This window comes from Bacillus sp. FSL W8-0183 (assembly GCF_038006825.1).
Taxonomy (GTDB): Bacteria; Bacillota; Bacilli; order Bacillales; family Bacillaceae; genus Bacillus; species Bacillus altitudinis.
This window is the reverse complement of sequence record NZ_JBBOVY010000001.1, coordinates 1,681,343-1,705,322: the sequence shown is the minus strand read 5'-3', so window position 1 is coordinate 1,705,322 and position 23,980 is coordinate 1,681,343. Positions and strand designations below refer to the sequence as shown.

25 protein-coding genes are annotated in these 23,980 nt (G+C 40.8%); all 25 read right to left on the bottom strand.

The window, feature by feature from the left end; translation table 11 throughout:
- Positions 1 to 16: 16 nt before the first annotated feature.
- A complete protein-coding gene (gene flgD / locus NSQ64_RS08940) occupies positions 17 to 463 on the bottom strand; it encodes a flagellar hook assembly protein FlgD (protein WP_268382625.1) in 447 nt (148 codons plus the stop codon).
- Positions 463 to 1,776 carry a flagellar hook-length control protein FliK gene (gene fliK / locus NSQ64_RS08935; protein WP_341016054.1) on the bottom strand — a complete coding sequence of 438 codons (1,314 nt, stop codon included), beginning with the start codon at positions 1,774 to 1,776 and terminating at the stop codon, positions 463 to 465. Before fliK ends, flgD begins: the two co-directional genes overlap by 1 nt.
- Entirely contained in the window at positions 1,777 to 2,463 is a 687-nt protein-coding gene (locus NSQ64_RS08930; protein WP_268382621.1) for a MotE family protein, read from the bottom strand. It abuts the gene before it with no gap.
- Positions 2,464 to 2,475: 12 nt separating this feature from the next.
- Entirely contained in the window at positions 2,476 to 2,919 is a 444-nt protein-coding gene (gene fliJ, locus NSQ64_RS08925; RefSeq protein ID WP_024720352.1) for a flagellar export protein FliJ, read from the bottom strand.
- Between the two features lie 8 nt (positions 2,920 to 2,927).
- Positions 2,928 to 4,244, bottom strand: coding sequence for a flagellar protein export ATPase FliI (gene fliI / locus NSQ64_RS08920; protein WP_008344803.1), 1,317 nt, complete (start codon positions 4,242 to 4,244; stop codon positions 2,928 to 2,930).
- Positions 4,241 to 5,005, bottom strand: a complete 765-nt coding sequence (gene fliH / locus NSQ64_RS08915; RefSeq protein ID WP_024720351.1) for a flagellar assembly protein FliH — start codon at positions 5,003 to 5,005, stop codon at positions 4,241 to 4,243. The genes fliI and fliH overlap by 4 nt, the downstream gene beginning before the upstream one ends.
- Complete coding sequence (fliG, locus tag NSQ64_RS08910) at positions 4,998 to 6,014, bottom strand: flagellar motor switch protein FliG (RefSeq protein ID WP_034281776.1); 1,017 nt, start codon at positions 6,012 to 6,014, stop codon at positions 4,998 to 5,000. The genes fliH and fliG overlap by 8 nt, the downstream gene beginning before the upstream one ends.
- Before the next feature lie 11 nt (positions 6,015 to 6,025).
- Complete coding sequence (gene fliF, locus NSQ64_RS08905) at positions 6,026 to 7,618, bottom strand: flagellar basal-body MS-ring/collar protein FliF (RefSeq protein ID WP_268382619.1); 1,593 nt, start codon at positions 7,616 to 7,618, stop codon at positions 6,026 to 6,028.
- A 50-nt stretch (positions 7,619 to 7,668) separates the two neighbouring features.
- On the bottom strand, positions 7,669 to 7,986 hold the full coding sequence (gene fliE, locus NSQ64_RS08900; RefSeq protein ID WP_007499609.1) for a flagellar hook-basal body complex protein FliE: 318 nt from the start codon (positions 7,984 to 7,986) through the stop codon (positions 7,669 to 7,671).
- 11 nt (positions 7,987 to 7,997) lie between these two features.
- Complete coding sequence (flgC, locus tag NSQ64_RS08895; RefSeq protein WP_024424179.1) at positions 7,998 to 8,450, bottom strand: flagellar basal body rod protein FlgC; 453 nt, start codon at positions 8,448 to 8,450, stop codon at positions 7,998 to 8,000.
- Positions 8,450 to 8,839 (bottom strand): flagellar basal body rod protein FlgB, encoded by a 390-nt coding sequence (flgB, locus tag NSQ64_RS08890; protein ID WP_017359092.1) that lies wholly within the window; start codon positions 8,837 to 8,839, stop codon positions 8,450 to 8,452. The genes flgC and flgB overlap by 1 nt, the downstream gene beginning before the upstream one ends.
- A 289-nt stretch (positions 8,840 to 9,128) precedes the next feature.
- Complete coding sequence (gene codY / locus NSQ64_RS08885; protein WP_341016047.1) at positions 9,129 to 9,908, bottom strand: GTP-sensing pleiotropic transcriptional regulator CodY; 780 nt, start codon at positions 9,906 to 9,908, stop codon at positions 9,129 to 9,131.
- Positions 9,909 to 9,942: 34 nt separating this feature from the next.
- Positions 9,943 to 11,343, bottom strand: coding sequence for an HslU--HslV peptidase ATPase subunit (gene hslU / locus NSQ64_RS08880; protein WP_217815754.1), 1,401 nt, complete (start codon positions 11,341 to 11,343; stop codon positions 9,943 to 9,945).
- A gap of 16 nt (positions 11,344 to 11,359) precedes the next feature.
- Positions 11,360 to 11,905, bottom strand: a complete 546-nt coding sequence (hslV, locus tag NSQ64_RS08875) for an ATP-dependent protease subunit HslV (RefSeq protein WP_007499614.1) — start codon at positions 11,903 to 11,905, stop codon at positions 11,360 to 11,362.
- Positions 11,906 to 11,919: 14 nt separating this feature from the next.
- Positions 11,920 to 12,837 (bottom strand): tyrosine recombinase XerC, encoded by a 918-nt coding sequence (gene xerC, locus NSQ64_RS08870; protein ID WP_341016043.1) that lies wholly within the window; start codon positions 12,835 to 12,837, stop codon positions 11,920 to 11,922.
- 62 nt (positions 12,838 to 12,899) lie between these two features.
- Positions 12,900 to 14,204: an FADH(2)-oxidizing methylenetetrahydrofolate--tRNA-(uracil(54)-C(5))-methyltransferase TrmFO gene (trmFO, locus tag NSQ64_RS08865; RefSeq protein WP_007499618.1), complete on the bottom strand. Its 1,305-nt coding sequence runs from the start codon at positions 14,202 to 14,204 to the stop codon at positions 12,900 to 12,902.
- A 70-nt stretch (positions 14,205 to 14,274) separates the two neighbouring features.
- Positions 14,275 to 16,350: a type I DNA topoisomerase gene (topA, locus tag NSQ64_RS08860; protein WP_008344821.1), complete on the bottom strand. Its 2,076-nt coding sequence runs from the start codon at positions 16,348 to 16,350 to the stop codon at positions 14,275 to 14,277.
- A gap of 194 nt (positions 16,351 to 16,544) precedes the next feature.
- Positions 16,545 to 17,447 carry a DNA-processing protein DprA gene (gene dprA, locus NSQ64_RS08855; RefSeq protein WP_041090524.1) on the bottom strand — a complete coding sequence of 301 codons (903 nt, stop codon included), beginning with the start codon at positions 17,445 to 17,447 and terminating at the stop codon, positions 16,545 to 16,547.
- Between the two features lie 63 nt (positions 17,448 to 17,510).
- Positions 17,511 to 18,413 (bottom strand): succinate--CoA ligase subunit alpha, encoded by a 903-nt coding sequence (sucD, locus tag NSQ64_RS08850; protein WP_007499624.1) that lies wholly within the window; start codon positions 18,411 to 18,413, stop codon positions 17,511 to 17,513.
- A gap of 22 nt (positions 18,414 to 18,435) precedes the next feature.
- Complete coding sequence (gene sucC, locus NSQ64_RS08845) at positions 18,436 to 19,596, bottom strand: ADP-forming succinate--CoA ligase subunit beta (RefSeq protein WP_008344824.1); 1,161 nt, start codon at positions 19,594 to 19,596, stop codon at positions 18,436 to 18,438.
- 176 nt (positions 19,597 to 19,772) lie between these two features.
- Positions 19,773 to 20,048: a FlhB-like flagellar biosynthesis protein gene (locus NSQ64_RS08840; protein WP_008344827.1), complete on the bottom strand. Its 276-nt coding sequence runs from the start codon at positions 20,046 to 20,048 to the stop codon at positions 19,773 to 19,775.
- Positions 20,045 to 21,778: a glycosyltransferase gene (locus NSQ64_RS08835; protein WP_341016038.1), complete on the bottom strand. Its 1,734-nt coding sequence runs from the start codon at positions 21,776 to 21,778 to the stop codon at positions 20,045 to 20,047. The genes NSQ64_RS08840 and NSQ64_RS08835 overlap by 4 nt, the downstream gene beginning before the upstream one ends.
- 28 nt (positions 21,779 to 21,806) lie before the next feature.
- The gene (locus NSQ64_RS08830; RefSeq protein WP_024720347.1) at positions 21,807 to 22,571 is read right to left on the bottom strand and encodes a ribonuclease HII; all 765 of its coding nucleotides are present in this window, start codon (positions 22,569 to 22,571) and stop codon (positions 21,807 to 21,809) included.
- A 76-nt stretch (positions 22,572 to 22,647) separates the two neighbouring features.
- Positions 22,648 to 23,496, bottom strand: a complete 849-nt coding sequence (gene ylqF, locus NSQ64_RS08825; protein WP_268431952.1) for a ribosome biogenesis GTPase YlqF — start codon at positions 23,494 to 23,496, stop codon at positions 22,648 to 22,650.
- Positions 23,497 to 23,586: 90 nt separating this feature from the next.
- A complete protein-coding gene (gene rplS / locus NSQ64_RS08820; protein ID WP_008344834.1) occupies positions 23,587 to 23,934 on the bottom strand; it encodes a 50S ribosomal protein L19 in 348 nt (115 codons plus the stop codon).
- Positions 23,935 to 23,980: the final 46 nt, after the last annotated feature.

Sequence of the window (23,980 nt, the reverse complement as noted above, 5' to 3'; positions counted from 1 at the left end):
TATTTTCCTCCTCGAATTACTTCGTTTTTTCTCCAACTGCTGTAACATCCCAAGGGCTGATTTTCGTTCCATCTTCTAAATACAGGAAGTATTCATTGTTTATGTTTTTAACAGATTTCACAGTGCCTGATATATCTTTATCATCCAATTTGCCCGATACTTCTTTACCGATCCACCCTACATACGTCGTAAACGGATCTTGGTGTGCAACAAATGTAGACATGAGCTGATTCAGCTTGGTGATAGAATCGTTCATATTGGTTTGCTGTTCTAAAGATGAAAATGTCGCAAGCTGTGTGACAAACTCACGGTCATCTAGTGGGTTTGTTGGATCTTGGTTTTGAAGCTGCGTGAGCAATATTTTCAAGAATTGATCTTTGCCTAGCGTATCTGTTTTCTTTTCTGCTTTTGAAGAAGTGTCTGTTTGTGCGACTGTTCTATTCATAGCATCAACCGTTGCCATTAGATCTCCTCCTCTTCTTCTTCTGATCCAACAAGCGCATCAAGTACATCTTGGAATTCAGCTTCCTGTTCATCAGGCTGCTGGAAACTTTGTCCTTTTGATGGCTGCTGCTTGCCTTCCTCATTAAATTGTCCAAAAGACGGCTGATCATTTGACTGAAGCGGTATATGGAAACGGTCAACTTGAACCGACATATTCGGTAGCGCCTGCTTGAGCTGCGGCAGATGATGCTCAAGCAGCTCTTTTGCTGCTTGCGTTGAAGCTGTAATTTTACTCGCATACATCCCGTTTTGTTTCGTTAGCTGGATGGTAATAAACCCTAGATTTTCTGGATTTAATCGTACGGTAAACCGTCCGCTTGAATTGCCAAATGGTGTGAACTTCATTTGTTTCCACGTATTTAAAATCTGCTGATCAACCGTACCTGGCTTTTCGTCAGTTGTTTGCGTCTGCTGCACAGGAGCAGCTGATTGCAGTTGGAAGAACTGTTTATGCCCTGGAAGCAGCGTATGGGTGATTGTTTTTTCAGAAGCAAGTGCCGTAGTGCCTTGACCTTTGGTGACTTCTTTTTTCATAAGCCATTCAAGTGAGGCAGCACCTTTTGCTGGAGATGAGAAGGAAGATTCTTGCCTTGGAGCAACCATTTCTTTTAACTCTCCTAAGGAAATTTTCCACTCTTTTTCTGACCCTTTCGCATTCGCCATCATATGATCGATTAACTGATTAAAGTGTTTCAGCTCGCTTTGCGACATATTATTCAGCTTAGGTGCCGATCCTTGCGAGAAGAACTGCTCTTTTACTTGTTGAATGAGCTTTTCATCTGCTCCGTTTTTCGTTAGAAACTTGATGAAATCTTCACCTTTTGCTTGGATATCCTGTACAAGTTTTGCATCAAAGCTCACCGGCTGCTGATTCAGTATTTGATATAAGAAAAAGTGGACTTGTATGAGCTGTTCACTATGTTCAGCAACTGGCTTCTCATCCTGATCGCCATAGATCACCGATTCCATCTTTTGAAATAGCTCTTCAAGTGACTTTAAGTCAGCCCCCTCAAGCTTTTGCCCTTGCAGCGCCTGAAGTGCCGCAAGAAGATCTCCATCTATTCCTTCTTCAGGTGATTGCATCCATATTTCAATGATTTGCATCGCATCATTCATGGATAGATTGGTTTCCGCTGGCGCTGGACCACTTTGAATACCTGCGCCATTTAACAATTGTTTAAACAGTCCACGAGCAGATACTGCCCCCTCTCCCTTTAGTCCCGAGAGACCTTGGGAAGATTGCTGTAAGGCTCCAATGTCCAATAGCTTCACTTATTGTCCACCTCCATTTTCACTTTCTTCTTTTTTGGCAAGCTCCTTCGTGAACGTTGCTGCCTTCTGAGGTGTCAGTTTTGCTAATATGTCCGTCAGTTTATTTTTACTCAGCTCTTCAAGGATCTTCAAAGCTTCTTTATCACTTAGCTCTGATAGAATTTTGGCAGATTTCCCTGCATCCATGCTTTCATAGATGCTGGCGACCTTTCCTTTTGATTGCTGATTAGAAGATGCTGACGAATCAGTTGAAGATCCTGATGCGTTACTACTTGATGATGTACTGTTTGATGAACTGTCACTTGCTGACGTGTTCTCTTTATCAGATGTTTTTTCAAGTGAATTGATTTTTTGATTCAATCGTTTAATCTCTTCATCACTTGTCTTCAAGTCTTTTTGAGCAATTTCAAGTTCATTCTCTTGTTCTTTAATCGTCTTTTTCAACGCTTTCAACTCTGTATCACGTTGATCGTTATTTGAAGATGACGTTTTTGATGTGTCATCTGATCCAACCAAGCTGCTAATCCCTGGAATGTTTTGGAGCGGTTTCTTTAGATCATAACCTGCCATATAAAGGATTGTGCCCGTTACAATCACAAGCACAACCAATGGGATAATGACAATAAACAAGATCCATTGAAATTTACCGCCGCCGCTTGATTCCTTTGTTTTTTCCTTCTTAGGCATTCATCTCGACTCCTAATGTCCTTGAAACATGAATTGGCTGATAGAGATATCATCCATTTCTTTCATTTCAATTGCCTTATGTTCAAGGGAGAACTTTTCAAATTGCTTTTCTTTCATTTTTTCAAACTTTTTAAACTCAATATTTTTTTCTGTTAAATCAGATTGTTTTTCATTCATTTGATGGCGTTTCATGATCACAAGCTGCTGATAATGATGAATGGTGTTATCTAAATTCGTCACAAATTGCTGATAATGACGCATTTCTTGAACACTCATCCCACTTCTCAGCTTTTCTTCTTTGCTCTTTTCCATTAGCTCTTTTTTACTCATATTTTCATAGAGTTTTTCAGCGGCTTGCTCAAATGCCGAAACGGATTGTTGATACGCTGCGAGTGATTTGTCTTTTTCACTTTCTTTCAATTCTAAGAGCTTTTGAAATTTGTATTGATATCTCACTGTTTTTGTCAATCCTCTCTATTCATCAAACTGAGCAATATCCTCACGCTGTCTTCAATCGATACAGCCTCTTCAACATCCTGCTTCAAAAATGAAATCAGTTGTGGGTAAGCTTGCATGGCCTCATCAATATCTTTAGAGGAGCCTTTTTTATATGCTCCAATGTTAATGAGGTCTTCAGCGTTTTGATATGTGGATAAAAGCTGGCGGAACCGGTTAGCCGCTTCCTTGTGATCATGACTTGCGATATTACTCATGACACGACTGATACTTTTCAGAATATTGACAGCTGGAAACTGTCCTTTGTTGGCCAGTGCACGATCAAGTACTATGTGGCCATCTAAAATCCCCCGCACTGTATCAGCGATTGGCTCATTCATATCGTCACCATCAACAAGCACTGTGTAAAACGCTGTGATGGAACCAAGTTGATTTGTACCAGTTCGTTCTAGCAATTTTGGCAGTATAGCGAACACTGAAGGCGTATATCCTTTTGTTGTTGGCGGTTCACCGGTTGCAAGTCCTATTTCGCGCTGTGCCATGGCGACCCTTGTGACAGAATCCATCATAAACATGACATTTTTGCCTCTGTCTCTGAAATATTCGGCAATAGCTGTTGCAGTATAGGCTGCTTTTAATCTTGTCAGTGCGGGCTGATCTGAAGTTGCGACAACAACAATCGAACGCTTCAGTCCTTCAGCTCCTAAATCTTTTTCGATAAACTCGCGAACTTCACGTCCACGCTCTCCAACAAGTGCAATGACATTGAGATCCGCTTCTGTCTGCTTGGCAATCATCCCCATCAAGGTACTTTTACCAACACCGCTTCCCGCGAATATGCCAATTCTTTGACCAGTGCCGACTGTGAGCAAGCTGTCAATCACTCTGACACCAACGCCCATTTTTTCACGAATAGGCGGTCTGTCCATCGGGTTTGGAGGAGATTGTTCTGTTGAGACAGGTGCAAGTCCTTTAGGAAGCATGCTGCCGTCCAGTGGATCACCGAAGGCATCAACAACCTGCCCGATTAAACCAGTTCCTACTTTGACCTTTAACGACTCACCTGTTGCTTCAACAAGACTGCCTGGTGAGATGTTAGAGGCTTCTACGTAGGGCATGAGCAAAATGTTTTCATCTTTAAAGCCAACGACTTCTGCTTTGATTGGATGATTCTTACTCCCTTTTTTGTGAATAAGACATACATCACCGATTGAGCTTTCTGGCCCCTTGGACTCAATCATCAGTCCAACAACTCGATTGACTTTACCAAAACGTTTGTAAGGATCGGCGGTTTCAATCGTTTCTTTTAGCACATCTATGTTCATTTGTGATCACCTGAATCAATGACTTCTAATAACTTTTCTTTTAACTGATTCATTTGGGTATCAACACTCGCTTCCACTTTTCCAAAGCTTGTTTCGACGTAACAAGTACCTTTTGGTGCTTTTTCATCCGAGTAAATTGCAAGATGTGTATTCTTTTGAAGGATTCTATTTAATTCGTCTTTATATTCCATCACATGTTCGTAATGTGCAGGGTCGACATAGATGGAAATATCGTCATATTCCTTCACTTCTGAAACGACCTGCTTCACTAGCGTTAAAAATTGTTCTTTTGTGTCCTCAGCTGCATTCCATACTCGTTTAGCGAGCTCAAACGCAAGTTCGACAATTTCTTCAGCAGAGCTTTCGATTTTTGCTTCATAGTCCTGCTTTGCAAGGCTGACAATGTCATTCGCTTGATCAAGAATCGATTGATACTGTAAATTCGCATCTGCTTCGCCCTTTTGAAAACCATCTTGATATCCTGTTTGTTTCGCTTCTTCAATGAGCTGTACTCTTTCTGCTTCAAAATCAGCTCGCCGCTGATTGATTTCAGCCATTGTTTGTTCCAGCTCACGATTTGCTTGTTCTAAAATACGGCTTGCTTCATCTTGTGCATCACTTAATACAAGCTGAGATGCTTCTGTCTCGTTGACAAGCTCTTCTTCGTGATGTTCTCTTTTGAATTCCACTTGCTGCAAGGGAATGGTTTGACGGCCTTGTTCAGGAATAACAGATGTTTCATGTTTGATAATCCTAGACAATGATATCGTCTCCTCCACCTCGAGCTATGACGATTTCTCCAGCCTCTTCAAGTCGTCTTACGATGCTGACAATACGAGTCTGTGCTTCCTCGACATCTCTAAGCCGGACAGGTCCCATAAACTCCATTTCTTCTTTGAACGTTTCGACCATACGTTGCGACATGTTGCGGAAGACAATTTCTTTGACTTCTTCGCTTGCCACTTTGAGTGCAAGTAGTAAATCGTCATTTTCAACATCTCGAATCACACGCTGAATGGCTCTGCTATCAAGAGTAACAATGTCTTCAAAGACAAACATACGTTTCTTAATTTCATCAGCAAGCTCAGGATCTTGAATTTCCAGTGTATCTAAAATGGTTTTCTCCGTTGCACGGTCTACACCATTCAGTACTTCGACTACCGCTTCGACTCCGCCCGTTTGGGTATAATCTTGCGTAAAGGTTGAAGAAAGCTTTTGTTCAAGAATACGTTCCACCTCATTGATGATCTCTGGAGATGTGCGATCCATTAAAGCAATTCTTCTTGCAACCTCAGTTTGTACTTCCTCGCCTAACTCAGATAAAATCTGTCCAGCCTGTACTGGATCTAAGTAGGAAAGAATGAGCGCAATGGTTTGTGGATGCTCATGCTGGATAAAGTTTAAAATTTGCTCTGGGTCAGCCTTTCTCGCAAAATCAAATGGTTTCACTTGAAGTGAGGATGTTAAGCGATTTAAGATGCTGTCCGCTTTGTCCTCACCAAGCGCTTTTTCAAGCACTTGTCTTGCGTACATAAGGCCGCCTTGTGATATGTAGTCCTGCGCGATGGCAATGCTGTGAAACTCTTCGATGACTTCATCTTTTTTAGCAGTATCTACACTTCGTACATTGGAAATTTCTAATGTTAATTTTTCTATTTCGTCTTCAGACAGATGTTTGTATACAGATGCTGACACGTCTAGCCCTAAGGAAATCATTAGGATTGCTGCTTTTTGTCTGCCTGTTAGTCGATTTGGATCTTTTCTCGACATGTGTATTCCTCCTAATCCTCGGACAGCCAGCTGCGTAGCAATTTAGCAAAGTCTTCTGGTTTATCTTTTGCCATTTTTTCAAGCTGATTTTTTCTCACCATTTCTTCTGTTTCTGGTTCAGTATCGATATCAGGAACATGAATTGGTGTACGTTCATCAAACTCAAACTCTTCTTCCTCATCTTTTCTCCGCTTACGTACGAGAAGAATGATGAGAGCGATAATGGCGAGTAGTAGCACACCGCCAACAATATAAACCCAAATTGGAATATTGTTTGAAGGGTTTTCTGCTGCCGTTTGCTGTTTACCGTCTAATTTTGATACAGATAAAACGATTTTGTTATCTAAGTCAGCTTGAGTGAGCGCTTGACCGTTTGTGTATTCTTTATCAATCGATGTACTAATGATGGTTGATAGAATTTTTTTGATATCATCCTGCCTTTCAGCAGTTAATGAATTCGGATCGTTTGCAGTAGGCGGTTCAACCAGTGCCTGAATGCCAACGTCTCTGATTTTATAAGGACTTTCTTTGATATCTTTATGAATGCGGTTGACTTCATAATTGATACGATCTTCGCTCTTTTCGTAATCTCCGCTTCCGTTCGTTCCATCGGCGCCTTGATAATTTGTGACATCATCGTCACCTGTTCCAGCGGTGCCTCCAGCTGCTGCGCCATTGCCTGAATAAGTTTCAGCAATCTTTTCAGCGCTGACAGCAATTCCTTGCATGTTTTCTTGATCAACTGGTTCGACAAGATCTTCTTTTCTTTTTTCTTCAGTAAAATCAATGTCTGTAGTGACCGATACGGCAACTTTCTCTTGACCCATCATCGTTCCAAGCAGCTGTTGAATTTTTCGTTGAAGATTCTTTTCAATCTCCTCTTTTTTCTGCTGCTGTGCATCCATTCCACTTGCATAGGAATCTGAGCTGTTGTTTAAGTCATAGTAGTTGGAATCTTGGTCCATAATGACAATGTTTTCTGTTTTTAAATTAGGCACACTTTTTGAAATAAGATGATAAAGGCCTTTTACTTGTTGCTGAGTAAGCGTGTAGCCTGGTTGAACTTGCAGCACAATTGATGCTGATGCATTACTTTGCTCTTCTCCAACAAAAACGGAATCTTTTGGCAGGTTAATCATAACCTTTGAATCTTTAATCCCATCAATCGTGTTGATCAGATTGGATAGTTCTGTCTGAGTTGCGTCTACTTTCAGAACATCAAATTCATTATCTGTTAAACCGAAGCCGGAATTGTTCGCAAAGAAGGAGTAATCAATATTCCCCGTTTTAGGAAGTCCTTCTGATGCAAGTGTTACTTTTAAAGTGTCTGCTTGCTTTTCTGGAACTAAAATCGTCGTTCCGTTATTTGCAAGTTCCGATTTAACGTTTTTGCCATCCAGTTCCTGTTTGATTTGTCCTGCTTCTGCCTCAGACAAATCTCTAAACAACGGAACCATTTTTTCAGAAGAAGCAAAGATGCTAACAACCGTAATAATGATTGCTAGGGCAGCTACGCCGCCAATCATGAGTATTTTTTGTAATTTTGATCGATTTCGCCAAAACTCAACTGTTTTTGTTCTTAATTGCATTAAAGTACGATTCATCTTAACCCCCGGTCATTCCATTCAGTCTATTTTTTGTCCACCAGCACCTCCTACATCTGCATTCTCATAATCTCTTGGTACGCTTCGACTGCTTTATTCCGAAACTCGGTTGCAGCTGTGAGTGTCACACTCGCTTTTTGTGAAGCAATCATGACTTCATCGAGATTGACATCTTTCCCTTGTGCGAGAGCATTCGTATACTGGTCTGATTTCAGCTGTGATTGATTTAATGCCTCAATGGAATTCTTCAGCACATCAGAGAAATTCGTTTGACTTTTAGGTGCAGCCGCCTGTACAGACGATGCATTCGTCAATTCACTTGCTTGCTGAGCGGTTTGAAGCTGGAAAGGAGATATTGCGTTAACCAATTCTTTTCACCTTACTTTCCTATTTCTAAAGCTTTCATCAGCATGCTTTTATTCGCATTCAGCGCCGTCACGTTTGCTTCATATGATCTTGAGCTGCTGATGAGATCAACCATTTCCTTTAATGGATCAACGTTTGGTGTTTGAACATATCCATTTTCATTGGCATCGGGATTTGTAGGATCATATTGAAGGTTGAATGGAGTTTCGTCTTCAGTAATTTTTGTTACTTTGACGCCGTTTCCTAATTTGCCGCTCGAATTCATGCTTGAGTTCAATATAGATGAAAATGATTCACCTGACGGCTGTAATGTGACGAGCTTGCGTCTATAAGGCTCCCAATTGCCATCAACCTGTTTAGCTCTTGTTGTATCCATATTCGCAAGGTTAGAGGATACAACGTCCATTCTGAGCCTCTGTGCTGTTAATGCTGAGGCCGAAGCGTTCACGCCTGAAAAAATCGACATCACTTACCTCCTGTCAAAACTGTTTTAAGAGAATTGAACTTTCCGCTCATTCTTTCAACCAACGCATTATACTGAATTTGGTTTTTAGCAAGTTCACTCATCTCTTGATCAATATCGACATTATTTCCGTTTTCTTGATAAGAAGTACGGTTACTCGAAACAACTGAATAATTAGACCCTGTTTTAGAAAAATCAATGTGACCTTGGTATGTTTTTTTAGCATCTAATTTGATTGACGCATCATTTAGCATGTCGTGGAATGCAACTTTTTTAGACTTGTAGTTCGGTGTGTCTATATTCGCGATATTATTGCTTATGACTTTTTGCTTAACATTCGCTCTACCCAAGGCATTCTCAAGGTTACTTATCGTTCCAGAAAATATATCCAAAACCATATACCTCCAATCATATGTATTTCATTCCATTTAATCATGTCGAGATTTGTAAAACCATATGTTCATTGTAAGAAATAATAGGATTAAAGTCTATGATGTAATTGTAAAAAAAACTCGTAATATATATCTATTTTACGAGTAGGCATAAAGACCTAGATTCAAAGCACTACAGAATTGTAAGGGGTTTCTTGGGAAAAAGAGTGTCATTTTTCGGACAAATCCTCTTTTTTCATACAAAAAACCCCTTTTCAACATTTATTTCGGCCGAAAAGGGGTTTTCTGATTAGTGAGATTTTAAATTTTCAAGTTCAATTAAAAATTTATTGTTTAATACTTTGATGTATGTTCCCTTCATTCCAAGAGAACGTGATTCAATAACGCCTGCACTTTCTAACTTACGCAGTGCGTTTACGATCACTGAACGAGTGATTCCTACACGGTCAGCAATCTTACTTGCCACAAGCAGCCCTTCGTTTCCATCAAGTTCTTCAAAGATATGCTCAATCGCTTCAAGCTCACTATATGAAAGAGAGCTGATCGCCATTTGAACAACCGCTTTACTTCTTGCTTCTTCTTCAATTTCTTCCGCTTTCTCGCGAAGAATCTCCATCCCTACAACTGTTGCGCCGTATTCAGCAAGAATTAAATCATCATCTGTGAATGTATCTTGCAAACGAGAAAGGATTAACGTCCCTAAGCGATCTCCGCCTCCGATGATTGGCACAATCGTTGTCAAACCTGATTGGAATAAATCACGGTTCTCAATCGGGAAAGCTGTATACTCACTGTTGATGTCAAGATTTGAAGATGTTTCAGGGATGTTGAATAGACTCTTTGTATATTCTTCAGGGAACTGACGATCTTCCAACATTTTTTTCATACGTGCATTTTCAATCTGCTGGTTAATGGAGTAGCCAAGAAGTTTCCCTCTTCTGCTTAATACGAAAATGTTTGAATCAATGACATCTCTCAATGTTTCTGCCATTTCTTTGAAATTAACCGGCTTCCCCGCTGCATCTTGCAGCATCGAGTTAATAATCCTTGTTTTTTGTAGTAACGCCATAATAATGATCCTCCTAGATTACTTTATTCATTTGTTAAAGTATAAATTGACTTAAGTCTTTATTATTTGCAATCTTTCCTAGCTTCTCTTCTACATACTGAGGGGTAATGGTCACTGTTTCCATCGTAATATCAGGCGCCTCAAATGAGAGCTCTTCTAGCAGCTTCTCAAGTATGGTGTGAAGCCTTCTTGCACCGATGTTATCCGTCTCCTGATTGACGTGATAAGCCACTTCGGCAATCTTATGAATAGCATCGTCAGAAAATTCAAGAGATATACCTTCTGTTTCAAGTAGAGCCTTATATTGCTTTAATAACGCGTTATCTGGTTCCGTTAAGATTTTCACAAAGTCTTCTATACTTAATTTATCTAATTCTACACGGATTGGGAAGCGTCCTTGAAGCTCTGGAATCAAATCCGAGGGTTTCGCCATATGAAAAGCGCCTGCTGCTACAAATAGAACATGATCTGTTTTCACAGCCCCATACTTCGTCATCACAGTGGAACCTTCTACAATCGGTAAAATATCACGTTGAACCCCTTCACGAGAAACATCTGCAGACGATGCACCACCGCTTTTGGCAATTTTATCGATCTCATCGATAAAGATTATTCCTTGCTGTTCTGCTTTTTGCACGGCTTCCTGACCGACTTCATCCATATCAATCAGTTTTGAAGCTTCCTCAGCAGTTAACGCTTTTCTCGCTTCTCTGACGGTCAGCTTTCTGCGTTTTTTCTTTTTAGGCATGAGATTGCTAAGCGCATCCTGCATGTTCATACCCATTTGCTCCATACCCGAGCCTTGAAGCATATCAAACATGGAAGGCTGCTGCTCTTCAACTTCAATCGTGACGTAATGGTCTTCAAGTTCACCCATCGCCAGCTGGTGCGCAATGCGTTTTCTCGTCGACTCAAGCTCTACTTCTTCACTTGAGTGATCTCGATCACTTTCATCAGCATCAGAACCACCAAACAGCATCTCAAAAGGATTTTTCATAGACTGACTTTTTTTCTTTCCAGGAACAAGTAGATGAACAAGCCGTTTGTTTGCTTGTTTTTCCGCTTCTTCTTGAACATCCTTCATTTTTTCTTCTTTGACTAGTCTGATTGCTGTTTCCACTAAATCTCTGACCATTGATTCTACGTCACGTCCGACATATCCAACTTCAGTAAACTTCGTCGCTTCCACTTTAATGAAAGGTGCACCAGAAATCCTTGCAATTCTGCGGGCAATTTCTGTTTTCCCCACACCTGTCGGACCAATCATTAAGATGTTTTTAGGAACGACTTCATCCTTTAGCTTATCATGTAAAAGACTTCTTCTGTAACGGTTTCTTAAAGCCACCGCCACTGCTTTTTTCGCATCAAGCTGACCAATAATGTACTGATCGAGCTTTTCAACTATCTCTCTTGGGGTGAACGGCTTTTTCTCCATACGTCTCATGTCCTTTCTATTCAAGCTCTTCTAAAGTGATTTGATCGTTCGTGTAGACACAGATTTCTCCGGCCGTTTCAAGAGCCGCCTTTGCAATCTCTCGAGCTGAGAGATGGTCACCTGCATGTTTTTTGAGTGCTCTCCCGGCGCTAAGCGCGTAGTTACCGCCTGATCCGATAGCCAAAATGCCATCGTCTGGCTCGATGACCTCTCCTGTTCCAGATACGAGCAGGATGCTTTCTTTATTCATGACGATCAGCATGGCCTCAAGCTGTCTGAGCATCTTGTCACTTCGCCATTCTTTCGCCAGTTCTACAGCTGCTCGTTTTAGGTTACCACCGTATTCTTCAAGCTTCGTTTCAAACTTCTCAAAGAGTGTAAATGCATCTGCAACTGAACCAGCAAAACCTGCGAGTACTTTGCCTCCGAAAAGACGGCGCACTTTTTTTGCTGTGTGTTTCATGACGACAGCCTGCCCAAAAGTGACTTGACCGTCTCCAGCCATCGCACTTTTTCCTTTATGTTGAACGGCAAAGATTGTGGTTGCATGAAATGATGACATGAAAAAACCTCCTTTTAGGATCGTTTAAAAGCCCTTGGGTGATGAGACATGTACGTTTTTCTTAAAGAATCTTTTGATACATGCGTGTACACCTGTGTTGATGATAAATTTGAGTGACCGAGAAGTTCTTGAACACTTCTTAAATCCGCTCCCTCGTTTAAAAGATGCGTAGCAAAGGTGTGCCTTAACATGTGAGGATGGATATGTAATGTGCCAGACGCCTTTTTCATTAATTCAGTTAGAATGAATCGAACGCCTCTGTCTGTAAGAGGAGCTCCGCGCTGATTCAAAAACACATGTGAATCAGCACGATCCTTTCCCTTCACTTTCAGCTTCTGCCTTCCATCCTCTAAATATGTGGAGAGCGCTTCATGTGCATAAGAGCCGAAAGGTACATACCGTTGTTTGCTGCCTTTCCCATGAACAAGCACTGTATCCATCGATAAATCAAGATCAGATTCTTTTAATGAACATAACTCACTGACCCTCATACCTGTTGCATAAAGAAGTTCTAAAATGGCTTGATTTCTTTGACCAGGCGGTGTATTTACATCAGAAACTGTAAATAGCTCTTTTAGCTCCTCTTCATACAAAAATGAAGGAATTCGCTTATCCTGCTTTGGTAAGCTAACGAGTAAAAAAGGATTTTCTTTCACAAGCTGTTCTCTTAATAAAAATTTATAAAAGCTGCGAAGTGCAGAGACTTTCTTACTAATCGTTCTTCTTGTAAGGCCTTTTTCATAAGCTTCTGTTAAATAAATTCTCGTATCTTGATAGGATACCTCTTCAAAACCGTCTATTCCTTGAATGTTCATAAATCTGACAAACTCTTCAATCGCCTCAGTATAACCCGAGATCGTTAAAGCTGAATAGTTCTTTTCAATCTGCAAATATTCAATGAATAAGTGGACAAGACGCTGTTTATCTGTCATTTTTACACCTCTTTAAGGCTTTTAAATGGTATCACATATCTTGCTTCCCGTGCAATGTTTTACTACAGAGATTTCGAAATAGTTTGAATAGTTTCGATTGCGCGTTTAGCGTACTCTGCATAGCGCTCTTGTTTGTTTTTAATTCGAACGCCAAGATCTTTCAGCAAGCCAAAGTTTGCATTCATCGGCTGGAAGCTTTTCTTGTTTGTTGATGTGATGTAGTAAGCCATACTGCCAATCGCTGTTTCTTCTGGAAGTGTCACAAGCTCTTCTCCTTTAACAAAACGAGCTGCGTTGATTCCAGCCACTAGTCCTGAAGCCGCGGACTCAACATATCCTTCAACACCAGTCATTTGTCCGGCAAAGAATAAGTCGTCTCTATTTTTAAATTGATATGTCGGTTTTAGAAGGCTTGGCGAATTAATAAATGTATTACGGTGCATCACACCATAGCGAACAATCTCTGCCTCTTCAAGACCTGGGATCAAACGGAATACTTCCTTTTGATCGCCCCATTTTAGATGTGTTTGGAACCCAACAATATTATATAAAGTACCTGCTGCATCATCCTGTCTTAATTGAACAACAGCGTAAGGTCTTTTCCCTGTTTTTGGATCTTCAAGTCCAACTGGTTTCATCGGGCCAAACAACATGGTTTTTTTCCCTCTTTTGGCCATGACTTCAATGGGCATACAGCCTTCGAAGAAGATTTCTTTTTCGAACTCTTTTAACGGCACAGTTTCAGCAGAAATGAGCGCCTCATAAAAACGATCGAATTCTTCTTCTGTCATCGGACAGTTTAAATAAGCTGCTTCCCCTTTATCATAACGTGATTTCAAGTACACTTTATCCATATCGATGCTGTCTTTCTCGAGGATCGGCGCTGCTGCATCGTAGAAATATAAATACTCTTCACCTGTTAAGGATTTTAATTCTTTTGAAAGTGCTTCTGATGTTAGAGGACCCGTTGCGATAATCGTCGGACCTTCTGGAATGCTTTGCACTTCTTCTTGAAAGACCGTCACATTCGGGTGATTTTTCACGCGGTCTGTGACGTTAGCTGCAAATTCATGACGATCTACTGCAAGCGCTCCACCAGCAGGAACCGAGCTTTCATCTGCTGCTGCGATGATTGCTGAGTCTAAATGACGCATTTCTTCCTTTAGTACACCTACTGCGTTTGTTAAAGCGTTCGCACGCAATGAGTTACTGCATACGAGCTCCGCAAATTTATCAGTGTGGTGAGCTGGTGTTTGTTTAACAGGTCTCATTTCATACAGATGAACTTTAATTCCGCGCTTGGCAATTTGCCATGCCGCTTCACTTCCTGCTAAACCTGCTCCGATCACATTTACAAATTGACTCATTGTACAACTCTCCTATTTCGTAAGTTCTATTTGATGACATAAAAAAGCAGGTGAACAAGGCTGCTCACCGCTATTTTTGTTGTTCCTCTTTATAATCACAGTTCACACATTGAACTTGAATGCCTTTTTTCAGCTTTTTCTCTACAAGCATATTTTCGCATTTTGGACACTTTCTTTCAATTGGTTTGTCCCAAGACACGAATTCACACTCTGGAAAACGATCGCAACCGTAAAAAATGCGGCGCTTCTTAGATTTCCGTTCAACGATATTTCCTTCGTGACAAGTCGGGCATTTGACACCAATATCTTTGACAATTGGTTTTGTGTTACGGCAGTCAGGGAAATTAGAGCATGCCATGAACTTACCGTATCTCCCCATTTTGTACACCATTGGATGACCACACTCTTCGCAATCAACTCCGGCGTATTCAGGCTCGATCTCAACTTCCTGCATCTCTGCTTCTGCTTTTTCTACCCGTTTTGCAAAATCTTGATAGAAACTGTCGATAATGCGTACCCATTCAATCGTACCTTCTTCAACGCTATCAAGTTCTTTTTCCATTTTCGCAGTAAATTCTACGTTAATGATTTCAGGGAAGAATTCAATAATTAAGTTGAGCACAATCTCTCCAAGCTCTGTTGGAATAAACCGTTTGTTATCAAGTGCCACGTAGCCGCGCTTTTGAATGGTATCTAATGTTGGTGCATACGTCGATGGGCGGCCGATACCTAGCTCTTCAAGGGTTTTGACAAGTCTTGCCTCAGTGTAGCGTGGAGGCGGCTGCGTAAAGTGCTGCTCTGGTTCAATATCTTTTGAAAGAACGGTATCTCCCTCTTTCAGATCAGGAAGCATTTTGTCCTTTTCTTCTAACTGGTCGTCCTTCCCTTCAACATATACTTTCATAAATCCAGGGAATTTCACCTTACTCCCATTTGCACGGAAAGTAAGCCCGTTATTTTCAAGATCCACACTCATTGTATCAAGAACAGCTGGTGCCATTTGGCTTGCCACAAAACGTTCCCAAATCAATTTATAAAGACGAAGCTGATCTCTGCTTAGCACGTGTTTGACATCTGCTGGTTTTCTTAGCGTAGAAGTCGGACGGATGGCTTCGTGAGCATCCTGTGCATTTTCGTTCTTTTTGGCAGTACGTTTTGTTGTATTCAAGAAATTCTTGCCGTACGTTTGATCAATGAAAGCAGATACTTCTTCAATTGCCGTATTGGAAATACGTGTTGAGTCCGTTCTCATATATGTAATGAGACCTACTGTACCTTCTTTACCAAGATCAATTCCTTCATATAATTGCTGTGCAATCATCATCGTTTTCTTCGCACGGAAGTTTAGTTTTCTCGCTGCCTCTTGTTGTAAGGTAGATGTTGTAAACGGAACAGCTGGGTTGCGTTTACGTTCTTTTTTCGTCACTTTTTCAACAGAAAACTTGCTTCCTTTTAATTTCGAAAGGATTTCTTTTACATCTTCTTTTGTTTTTAGCGGATGTTTTTTGCCATTTACGCCAAAGAAACTCGCTTCAAAGCTTTCTTTCCCTTTTAGGAAGGTGCCATCAATTGTCCAGTATTCTTCTGGTTTGAATTCATTAATTTCATTCTCGCGGTCAATAATCAGGCGGAGTGCAACTGATTGAACACGACCGGCGCTTAAGCCCTTTTTGACTTTCTTCCATAAAATTGGGCTGATTTTATATCCAACGAGACGATCTAAGATTCGTCTTGCCTGCTGCGCATCAACCAAGTCCATATCGATCATACGTGGATGTTTAAAGGAATCTTTAATTGCATCTTTTGTAATCTCGTTAAAGACAACGCGGCAATCTGAAGAGAGGTCAAGGTCAAGGCTGTGGGCTAAATGCCAAGCAATCGCTTCTCCCTCTCTGTCGGGGTCAGCTGCGAGATATACTTTTTTTGCTTTTTTCGCTGCTGTTTTTAATTCTTTTAAGACTGGACCTTTTCCTCGAATCGTAATATATCTCGGTTCGAAGTCATGCTCAGTGTCAACACCAAGCTGACTTTTCGGTAAATCCCTTACGTGCCCCATTGAAGCCTTTACTTTATACTTTTTTCCTAAATAACGCTCAATCGTTTTCGCCTTTGCTGGCGACTCAACGATGACTAAATAATCAGCCATACTCAAAATCCCCCTTAAGAGGTGTTCTCTCTTTATCCATTTCACAAATTTATATTTATGTTAATTGCACCTATCTAACAGGCAATCGTTAAAAATTCTTTATGATGAACATCATTATAAACACGAAAAACAAAGTGTAAACTTAAATCCTCACTATTATTAAATATTCCGATGTCTTTTGTCAAACGATATTTTTATGGGAGTTCAGTATATTGAACACCACTCAAGGAGAATTCCTCTAAAATATCCTTCGTTGAATGAACAAGCTTGGCACCTTGCTGAATCAGTCTAGCTGGACCTATAGAATTAGAATCAAAGATCGATCCTGCAACAGCAAACACTTCTTTTCCTTGCTCTAATGCCTGATAGGCTGTAATAAGCGAACCGCTCTTTTCTTTGCACTGGACCACGATGGTTCCTCTTGTCAGGGCACTAATTAATCGGTTTCTCATTGGAAAATGCCATTTTTCTGGTTTGATATAAGGCGGATGCTCTGACAACAGTAAATGATGTTCTCCCATATATTGAGCCATTTGCACATGTTCTTTTGGATATACATGTTGAAAGCCGCCAGCTACAACACCAATCGTTTTTCCTTTTTTTCTTATGCACTCTTTGTGTGCAAGTCCATCAATTCCTTTTGCTAAACCACTCACAATCATCCAATCTTCCTCTACAAGTTCTCCAACAATTTTCTTCACGCACGCTTCTCCATAAGAGGATGGCACTCGTGTACCTACTACACCTAAACTTTTTTCTTCATTTAAATAGGTAACGTTTCCTTTAAGGAATAATACTGGGGGAGGATCATAAATGTGTTTTAGTGAGCTGGGATATAAAGGTGATGTGATGGGAATCATGTGAATATTTTGCTTTAAATAGGCTTGAACGATGTGTTGAAAAATGGGGAATTCATTTTCTTCAGCTTGTTGTAAGCGGGTAAAGTCGATCTTTTGTAATGATCGATCCTGTTTGAAATGATGTGTTTCTTCATTTATATATAGCTCAGGATCGACTTTCCACCATTTTGTTAACAAAGAGGGTGAGATGAGGCCTTTTAAGCGGTGAAAAATCATTCTTTCGGACACGTTGTACATACCATTCCTCCAGTTTAAGATAGAAAGAAGAAGACTTGTCAAAGAACAAGTCTTCTTGTGTCATTAATGCGTTTTACAAGCTTCGAAGAGATTCTTCTCTTTTAACACTTTAATTAAGGTTTCTCCCATGACAGATGGTGTCTCTGCCACTTCAATTCCACATTCACGCATTGTTTTTACTTTTTCATCAGCAGTTCCTTTACCACCAGAAATAATGGCACCAGCATGTCCCATACGTTTTCCTGGAGGCGCTGTTTTACCGCCAATAAAGCCAACAACCGGCTTGGTCATATTTGCTTTTACCCATTCAGCTGCTTCTTCTTCAGCAGTACCACCGATTTCACCAATCATGATCACAGCATGCGTTTCAGGATCTTCATTGAAGGCTTTTAATACATCAATAAAGTTCGTGCCATTGACAGGGTCTCCGCCAATTCCTACAGCTGTTGATTGACCAACACCAGCCTCTGAAAGCTGATGTACCGCTTCATATGTAAGCGTTCCAGAACGAGACACAACACCAACATGACCTTTTTTATGAATGTAGCCAGGCATGATGCCAATTTTACATTCTTCAGGTGTAATCACGCCAGGACAGTTCGGTCCAACAAGTCTTGTCTTCTTACCTTCCATATAGCGTTTCACTTTAACCATATCCAGAACTGGAATGTGTTCTGTGATACAAATCACTAGATCCACTTCTGCATCAACAGCCTCTAAAATGGCGTCTGCTGCAAATGGTGCTGGTACATAGATAACAGAAGCATTTGCTCCAGTTGTCTGTACTGCTTCAGATACAGTATTAAATACAGGAACTCCCTCTACTTCAGTTCCACCTTTTCCAGGTGTGACACCGCCAACGATATTTGTTCCATACTCAATCATTTGTTTTGTATGGAATAATGCGGTTGAACCGGTAATCCCCTGAACAATTACTCTCGTATTTTTATTAATAAATACACTCATTTAGGTTCCCTGCCTTTCTGCTCTACTTGACTAAAGATACGATCTTTTCTGCCCCGTCAGCCATAGACTCAGCAGAAGTGATATTTAAGCCTGAATCACTCAGGATTTTCTTCCCTAATTCAACGTTTGTTCCTTCAAGACGTACAACGAGTGGTAATGTTAAGCCGACTTGTTTCGTCGCTTCAACAACACCTTCTGCGATGACATCACATTTCATGATGCCGCCAAAAATGTTCACGAAAATCCCTTTGACATTTTGATCAGATAAGATGATTTTAAATGCTTCCGTTACTTTTTCAGCAGTTGCACCGCCGCCAACATCAAGGAAGTTTGCAGGGTCCCCGCCGTAATGCTTGATGATATCCATTGTAGACATCGCAAGGCCTGCTCCATTCACCATACAGCCAATATTCCCATCTAGAGAAATGTAGCTTAGGTCATATTTAGATGCTTCAATCTCTTTTGGATCTTCTTCATCAAGGTCACGGTATTCTAATATATCTTTTTGTCTATATAAGGCATTGCTATCAAAGTTTAATTTTGCATCAAGTGCCATGACTTTTCCATCACCTGTTACAACAAGAGGATTTATCTCGGCAATTGAACAATCCTTTTCAATAAACGCATTGTAAAGGCTTGTCATAAACTTAACAGCTTGACCAACTAATTTTGTTGGAATATTAATTTTAAACGCAACTTCTCTCGCCTGATAGGCTTGAAGACCAATCGCTGGGTCGATGACCACTTTCACGATTTTTTCTGGCGTTTTTTCTGCTACTTCTTCAATTTCAGTACCGCCTTCTTCAGAAGCCATCAAAACAATTCTTGATGTCGCTCTATCCAAAACGAGTCCTACATAGTACTCTTTTTGAATATCGCAGCCTTCTTCAATAAGTAAGCGTTTTATTTCGCGCCCTTCAGGCCCTGTTTGATGTGTGACAAGTGTCTTGCCGAGCAATTCCTCTGCAAACCCTTTCACTTCATCTTTTGTTTTTGCAATTTTTACCCCACCTGCTTTACCACGGCCGCCTGCATGAATCTGTGCTTTTACGACATATACAGAGCTTCCTAGCTCTTCTGATGCTTTCACTGCTTCATCAGGTGTAAATGCTACTTTACCATTTGGAACTGAAACCCCATATTTTCTTAGGATTTCTTTTCCTTGGTACTCATGGATATTCATTTCCCATCCTCCCAACATATGTAGAAACAAAAATTATAAAATAGACTGCGCTTTCATTTTAAAGAATAAAAAAGAGAATGTCTAGGGTTCTATGTAAAATCGTAAAATCCTTCTAAACATTCAAACTTTTATTTTATTAAAAATATAAATTTTTCAGTCAAAACACTTATTTTACCTTATTTTTTCATTTTTTGATCCAATCGATAGATAAATGAAAATATTTCTGCTACAGTATCGTATAACGCTTCTGGGATTTCCTCATCGAGCGTTAAGTGGCGCATCAGTTCTACTAAATTACGGTCTTCTTGGATAGGGACGCCAGCTTTTTGAGCTTCTTCAATAATATGATCAGCCACATAGCCGCTGCCTGTTGCAACGACTTTTGGCGCTTTTTGTTTTTCTTCATCATAGTGTAGAGCGACCGCTCTTCTAAGCGGTTTTGAATCTTTCATACTCGTAAGTCCAGCCCTTTCTCGCTGATTTTATGAAAGTGTTCATCTAGAAAGTCAGACGGATCAATTGGCTCTTCTCTCTTTTTCGCTGTAATCCCCGTTAAACTATACCCTAGGGCATTTAAATTCTCTCGAACAGCTGGAATCATTGGATTAATGGTCCCTTGCAGTTCGTGAGCCGTCTCGACTGTAATTGACATCACTTTTTGCTGAATCGTACAGTCTATTAACGTTTCTTCTAAGTTCTCCATGTTTAAATAAAACATTAAACGGCACTGAGAAATATCAATAGAGCCATCTTTTTTCTTATGCCCTTTTAGAATAAAGGTTAAATCTTGAACACTATGTTTTGAGAAAAGAGGGTAAGAAACCATCATTTGACTAACTGTTTGGTTTTCCTGATGCACTAGTAACTGCCCATTTAATCTATGGAATAATTGATCCACTTCTTTTTTTACGGGTTCCGGAACATCAGCTTGCCTTGCATCATTTAAAACCATCTTTAATTGGTGAAGCTCTTGGCTTTTGACATCTTGGCTGCCCTTTTCGAGTAATTTCAGCATCCCAATTTCATCTCGTACACCTATCGCTTTTTTCATCGTCATCAGTAAATCAAGTACATCAGTTTTATTGCTTAATGCTGGTTCAGTCTGCTGAATGACCTTTGCCAATGCGTTCGCCTCTGTTTTTGAAAGAAACGGAAATTCCCTTTGAAGCACGGCTGCCTTTGCGTCAGCCTGTGGCCCTGCCTGCTGGACTGCTTGAACCAGTGATGTGAGTTGTTTTACATCAAGCTGCTGCTGTCCGTCTGTGCCTTGCTTTGTGATGCTTGTCAGAATGCGTTCTATTTGCTGAAGCGGGAGCTGTTTTGGACTTAATAATTGCTGCACGCTGTTCTGATTCACTGTATCCACCTGTCGCCCTTGTATAGCGGCGGGCTGGCTCTGCTTTGTTTGCTGAGCCGGATTGACATGAGGCTGCATCTGCTGCAAGCTTTCCCCTTGCTTCGTTTGACCTTCTTTTGCTCCTAGAAGCACCGATAAGAGCTTTTCTGCATGAACAGTTGTCTCAGCATTTACAACCGTACGAACGGCCTGTGTAAGAGCCTGTGTGGCTTCTGATTGCTTCGGAAGCTGTGTTAATCGATCTAGCAGTGCTGTCACATCCTGATGAAGTGCAGTTGGGGATTTCATCGCTAATATTGATTGGAGCACTCCTTGCTGAATCGGCAAATCTTTCTTTAAAGCAAAAAGAAGTGCTTGCAGGCCTTTTTTGATATCCGCGCCTTGAAGTTGTTCAATCCATTTTACTGCCGTTTTTAACTCTGCTTCGTTGATGACCGGTTTTTCTTTTAAAAAGGCTGTAGCTGTTAACATTTGTTCAAGTCCATTTTTAAGCGACAGACCTTCTAGTAGTTTAGCTGCGGCATCCTTTAATGTTTTAGGATCTTGGTCAAATTGCTGAACAGGTCTTAATTTACTCAGACTGCCTCCACCTTCTTGTTCTAATTGGAACCAGTAGAAAGAATCGGCTTTTAGCTGAGCCGCTAGCTGCGCTTTTATTTTGGTCGAACCTATTTGAACAAGTGCTGTATCATCCCCAAGCATTTTCAGTACTTTGCCGAGAATGAGCCGGTGAATATTTTCCTTTCCTTCCGTGTTAAGCGGAACAGATTCTGCTGTATTCAGCCGACTATTCAGTGCAGTATGTATATCTTCAACTCTTGTCATCACAGGCAGCCTCCTTGTGTCAAAATATTTATGAAATAACAGATTTCACTGGTGCAAATGATAACCGGTGGATAGGTGTGGCGCCATGTGTTTGAATGGCAGCCAGGTGCTCTTTCGTTCCATACCCTTTATGTTTTTCAAATTGATACTCAGGGTACTGGCGTCCATACTCTTCCATCATTTTGTCCCTTGTCACTTTGGCAATACATGCACCAGCTGCGATGGATGCGCTTTTAGCATCTCCTTTGATGATATTCTCCTGTTGAGTAGGAAGCGGGAGCGTCATCGCATCTATGAGTAGATAATCAGGTGTGTGAGTGAGCTGCTTTACAGCCTTCACCATCGCCAGTCTTGATGCTTCGTATATATTTATTTCGTCAATCGTTGCCGCATCAACAATGCCGATGCCGATGTCGAGTGCTTCCTTTTGAATGAGCTCATAATAGGTCATTCTTTTTTTCTCAGATAGCTGTTTTGAATCATTTAAACCGAGTAGGACGGTATCCTCTTTTAATATCACAGCTGCCGCAACAACTGGGCCAGCCAGTGGTCCTCTTCCTGCTTCATCTATGCCTGCAATACAATTGTATCCTTGCGCTCTTGCTTTGGTTTCAAATTGCAGCATTTGCTTCCATGCTGCATGCAGTTCTTGCTGCTTTTCTCTCTCTTTGTTCCATTTGTCCATCAGCTTATGGACACTTTTTCTTGTATCGTCTTTCAATAGTTCACGAATGTATGACTCGTCGTCAGCATGTTGTTCTATTAATTCTTTTATTTGTTTGACCGTGTACATTGGCTTTTCCGCAGCCTCCTTCTTTATATCGGCAGTTTTTCGCAAAAAATAAAGACCCGCATGAGCTGCGTGTCTTTTAGCTTTCAGGCTTCTCAAAAGTGAGGGGACCAAATTTTTCCGTTCGAATATCCCGAATAATGATTTCGGTCGTTTTGTCGTAATTAATGAATCCTCCACTCATCAGACAGCCGCGTTTTGTGCCAATGGCATCAAACAGCTCAACTGTATCTTCAGGTATTTCTGCTAAATCATAGCGTTTTTTTAACCGCTCTGGATAGTACTCTTCTAAAAAGCGGAGCGCATACACTGCGACATCCTGCAAGTTGATGATAGAGTCTTTAATCGCTCCAGTGACGGCCAGCCTAAGACCTACTTGTTCATCTTCAAATTTCGGCCAGAGAATTCCGGGGGTATCGAGCAGTTCAAGTTCTTTTCCTACCTTCACCCATTGCTGTGACGTCGTAATACCAGGTCGATCTCCTGTTTTCGCAATATTTTTCTTTGCCAACCGATTGATCAGCGTTGATTTGCCGACATTGGGAATTCCGATAATCAAAGCTCGAATGGCACGCGGCTTAACACCTTTTGCTTTCATTCGATCGAACTTTTCTTTTAAGATTTCTTTTGATGTCGTAATGATTTGATTTAACCCTTGCCCATCGACAGAATTAATGGCAAGCGACCGTACACCTTGCGCTTCAAAGTGTGCCTGCCACTCTTTTGTCATACGAGGATCTGCTTTATCTGCTTTGTTCAAAAGCATAATTTTCGGTTTGTTTTGGAGGATTTCTTCAATCATTGGGTTTCTAGAGGACATCGGAATTCTTGCATCGGTTAATTCAAATACGATGTCGATGAGCTTTAATTTTTCTGTGACTTCCCGTCTTGCTTTTGCCATATGGCCTGGAAACCATTGAATTGTCATATGTGCACCTTCTCTCTTCTAACGGTTGTCTCTATACATTGTACAAAAAAAGAGCCTGTTACAGGTAACAAGCTCTTTCCTTTGATATCATTATCGTCTGATTTCTTTGATACGAGCCGCTTTACCGCGAAGTTCACGTAGGTAGTAAAGTTTCGCACGACGTACCTTACCGTGACGTACAACTTCGATCTTAGCGATTTTTGGTGTGTGTACAGGGAATGTACGCTCAACGCCTACACCGTAAGAGATCTTACGAACTGTGAAAGTTTCGCTGATTCCACCACCACGACGCTTAATTACAACACCTTCAAAGATCTGGATACGCTCACGAGTACCCTCGACAACTTTCACGTGTACACGTAAAGTGTCACCAGGACGGAACGCAGGAAGATCAGTGCGTAATTGTTCTTTTGTGATTTCTTCAATCAATTGTTGCATCGTTTTCAACTCCTTCCAACAGATGCTCATGTCCTCTTTCTTCATT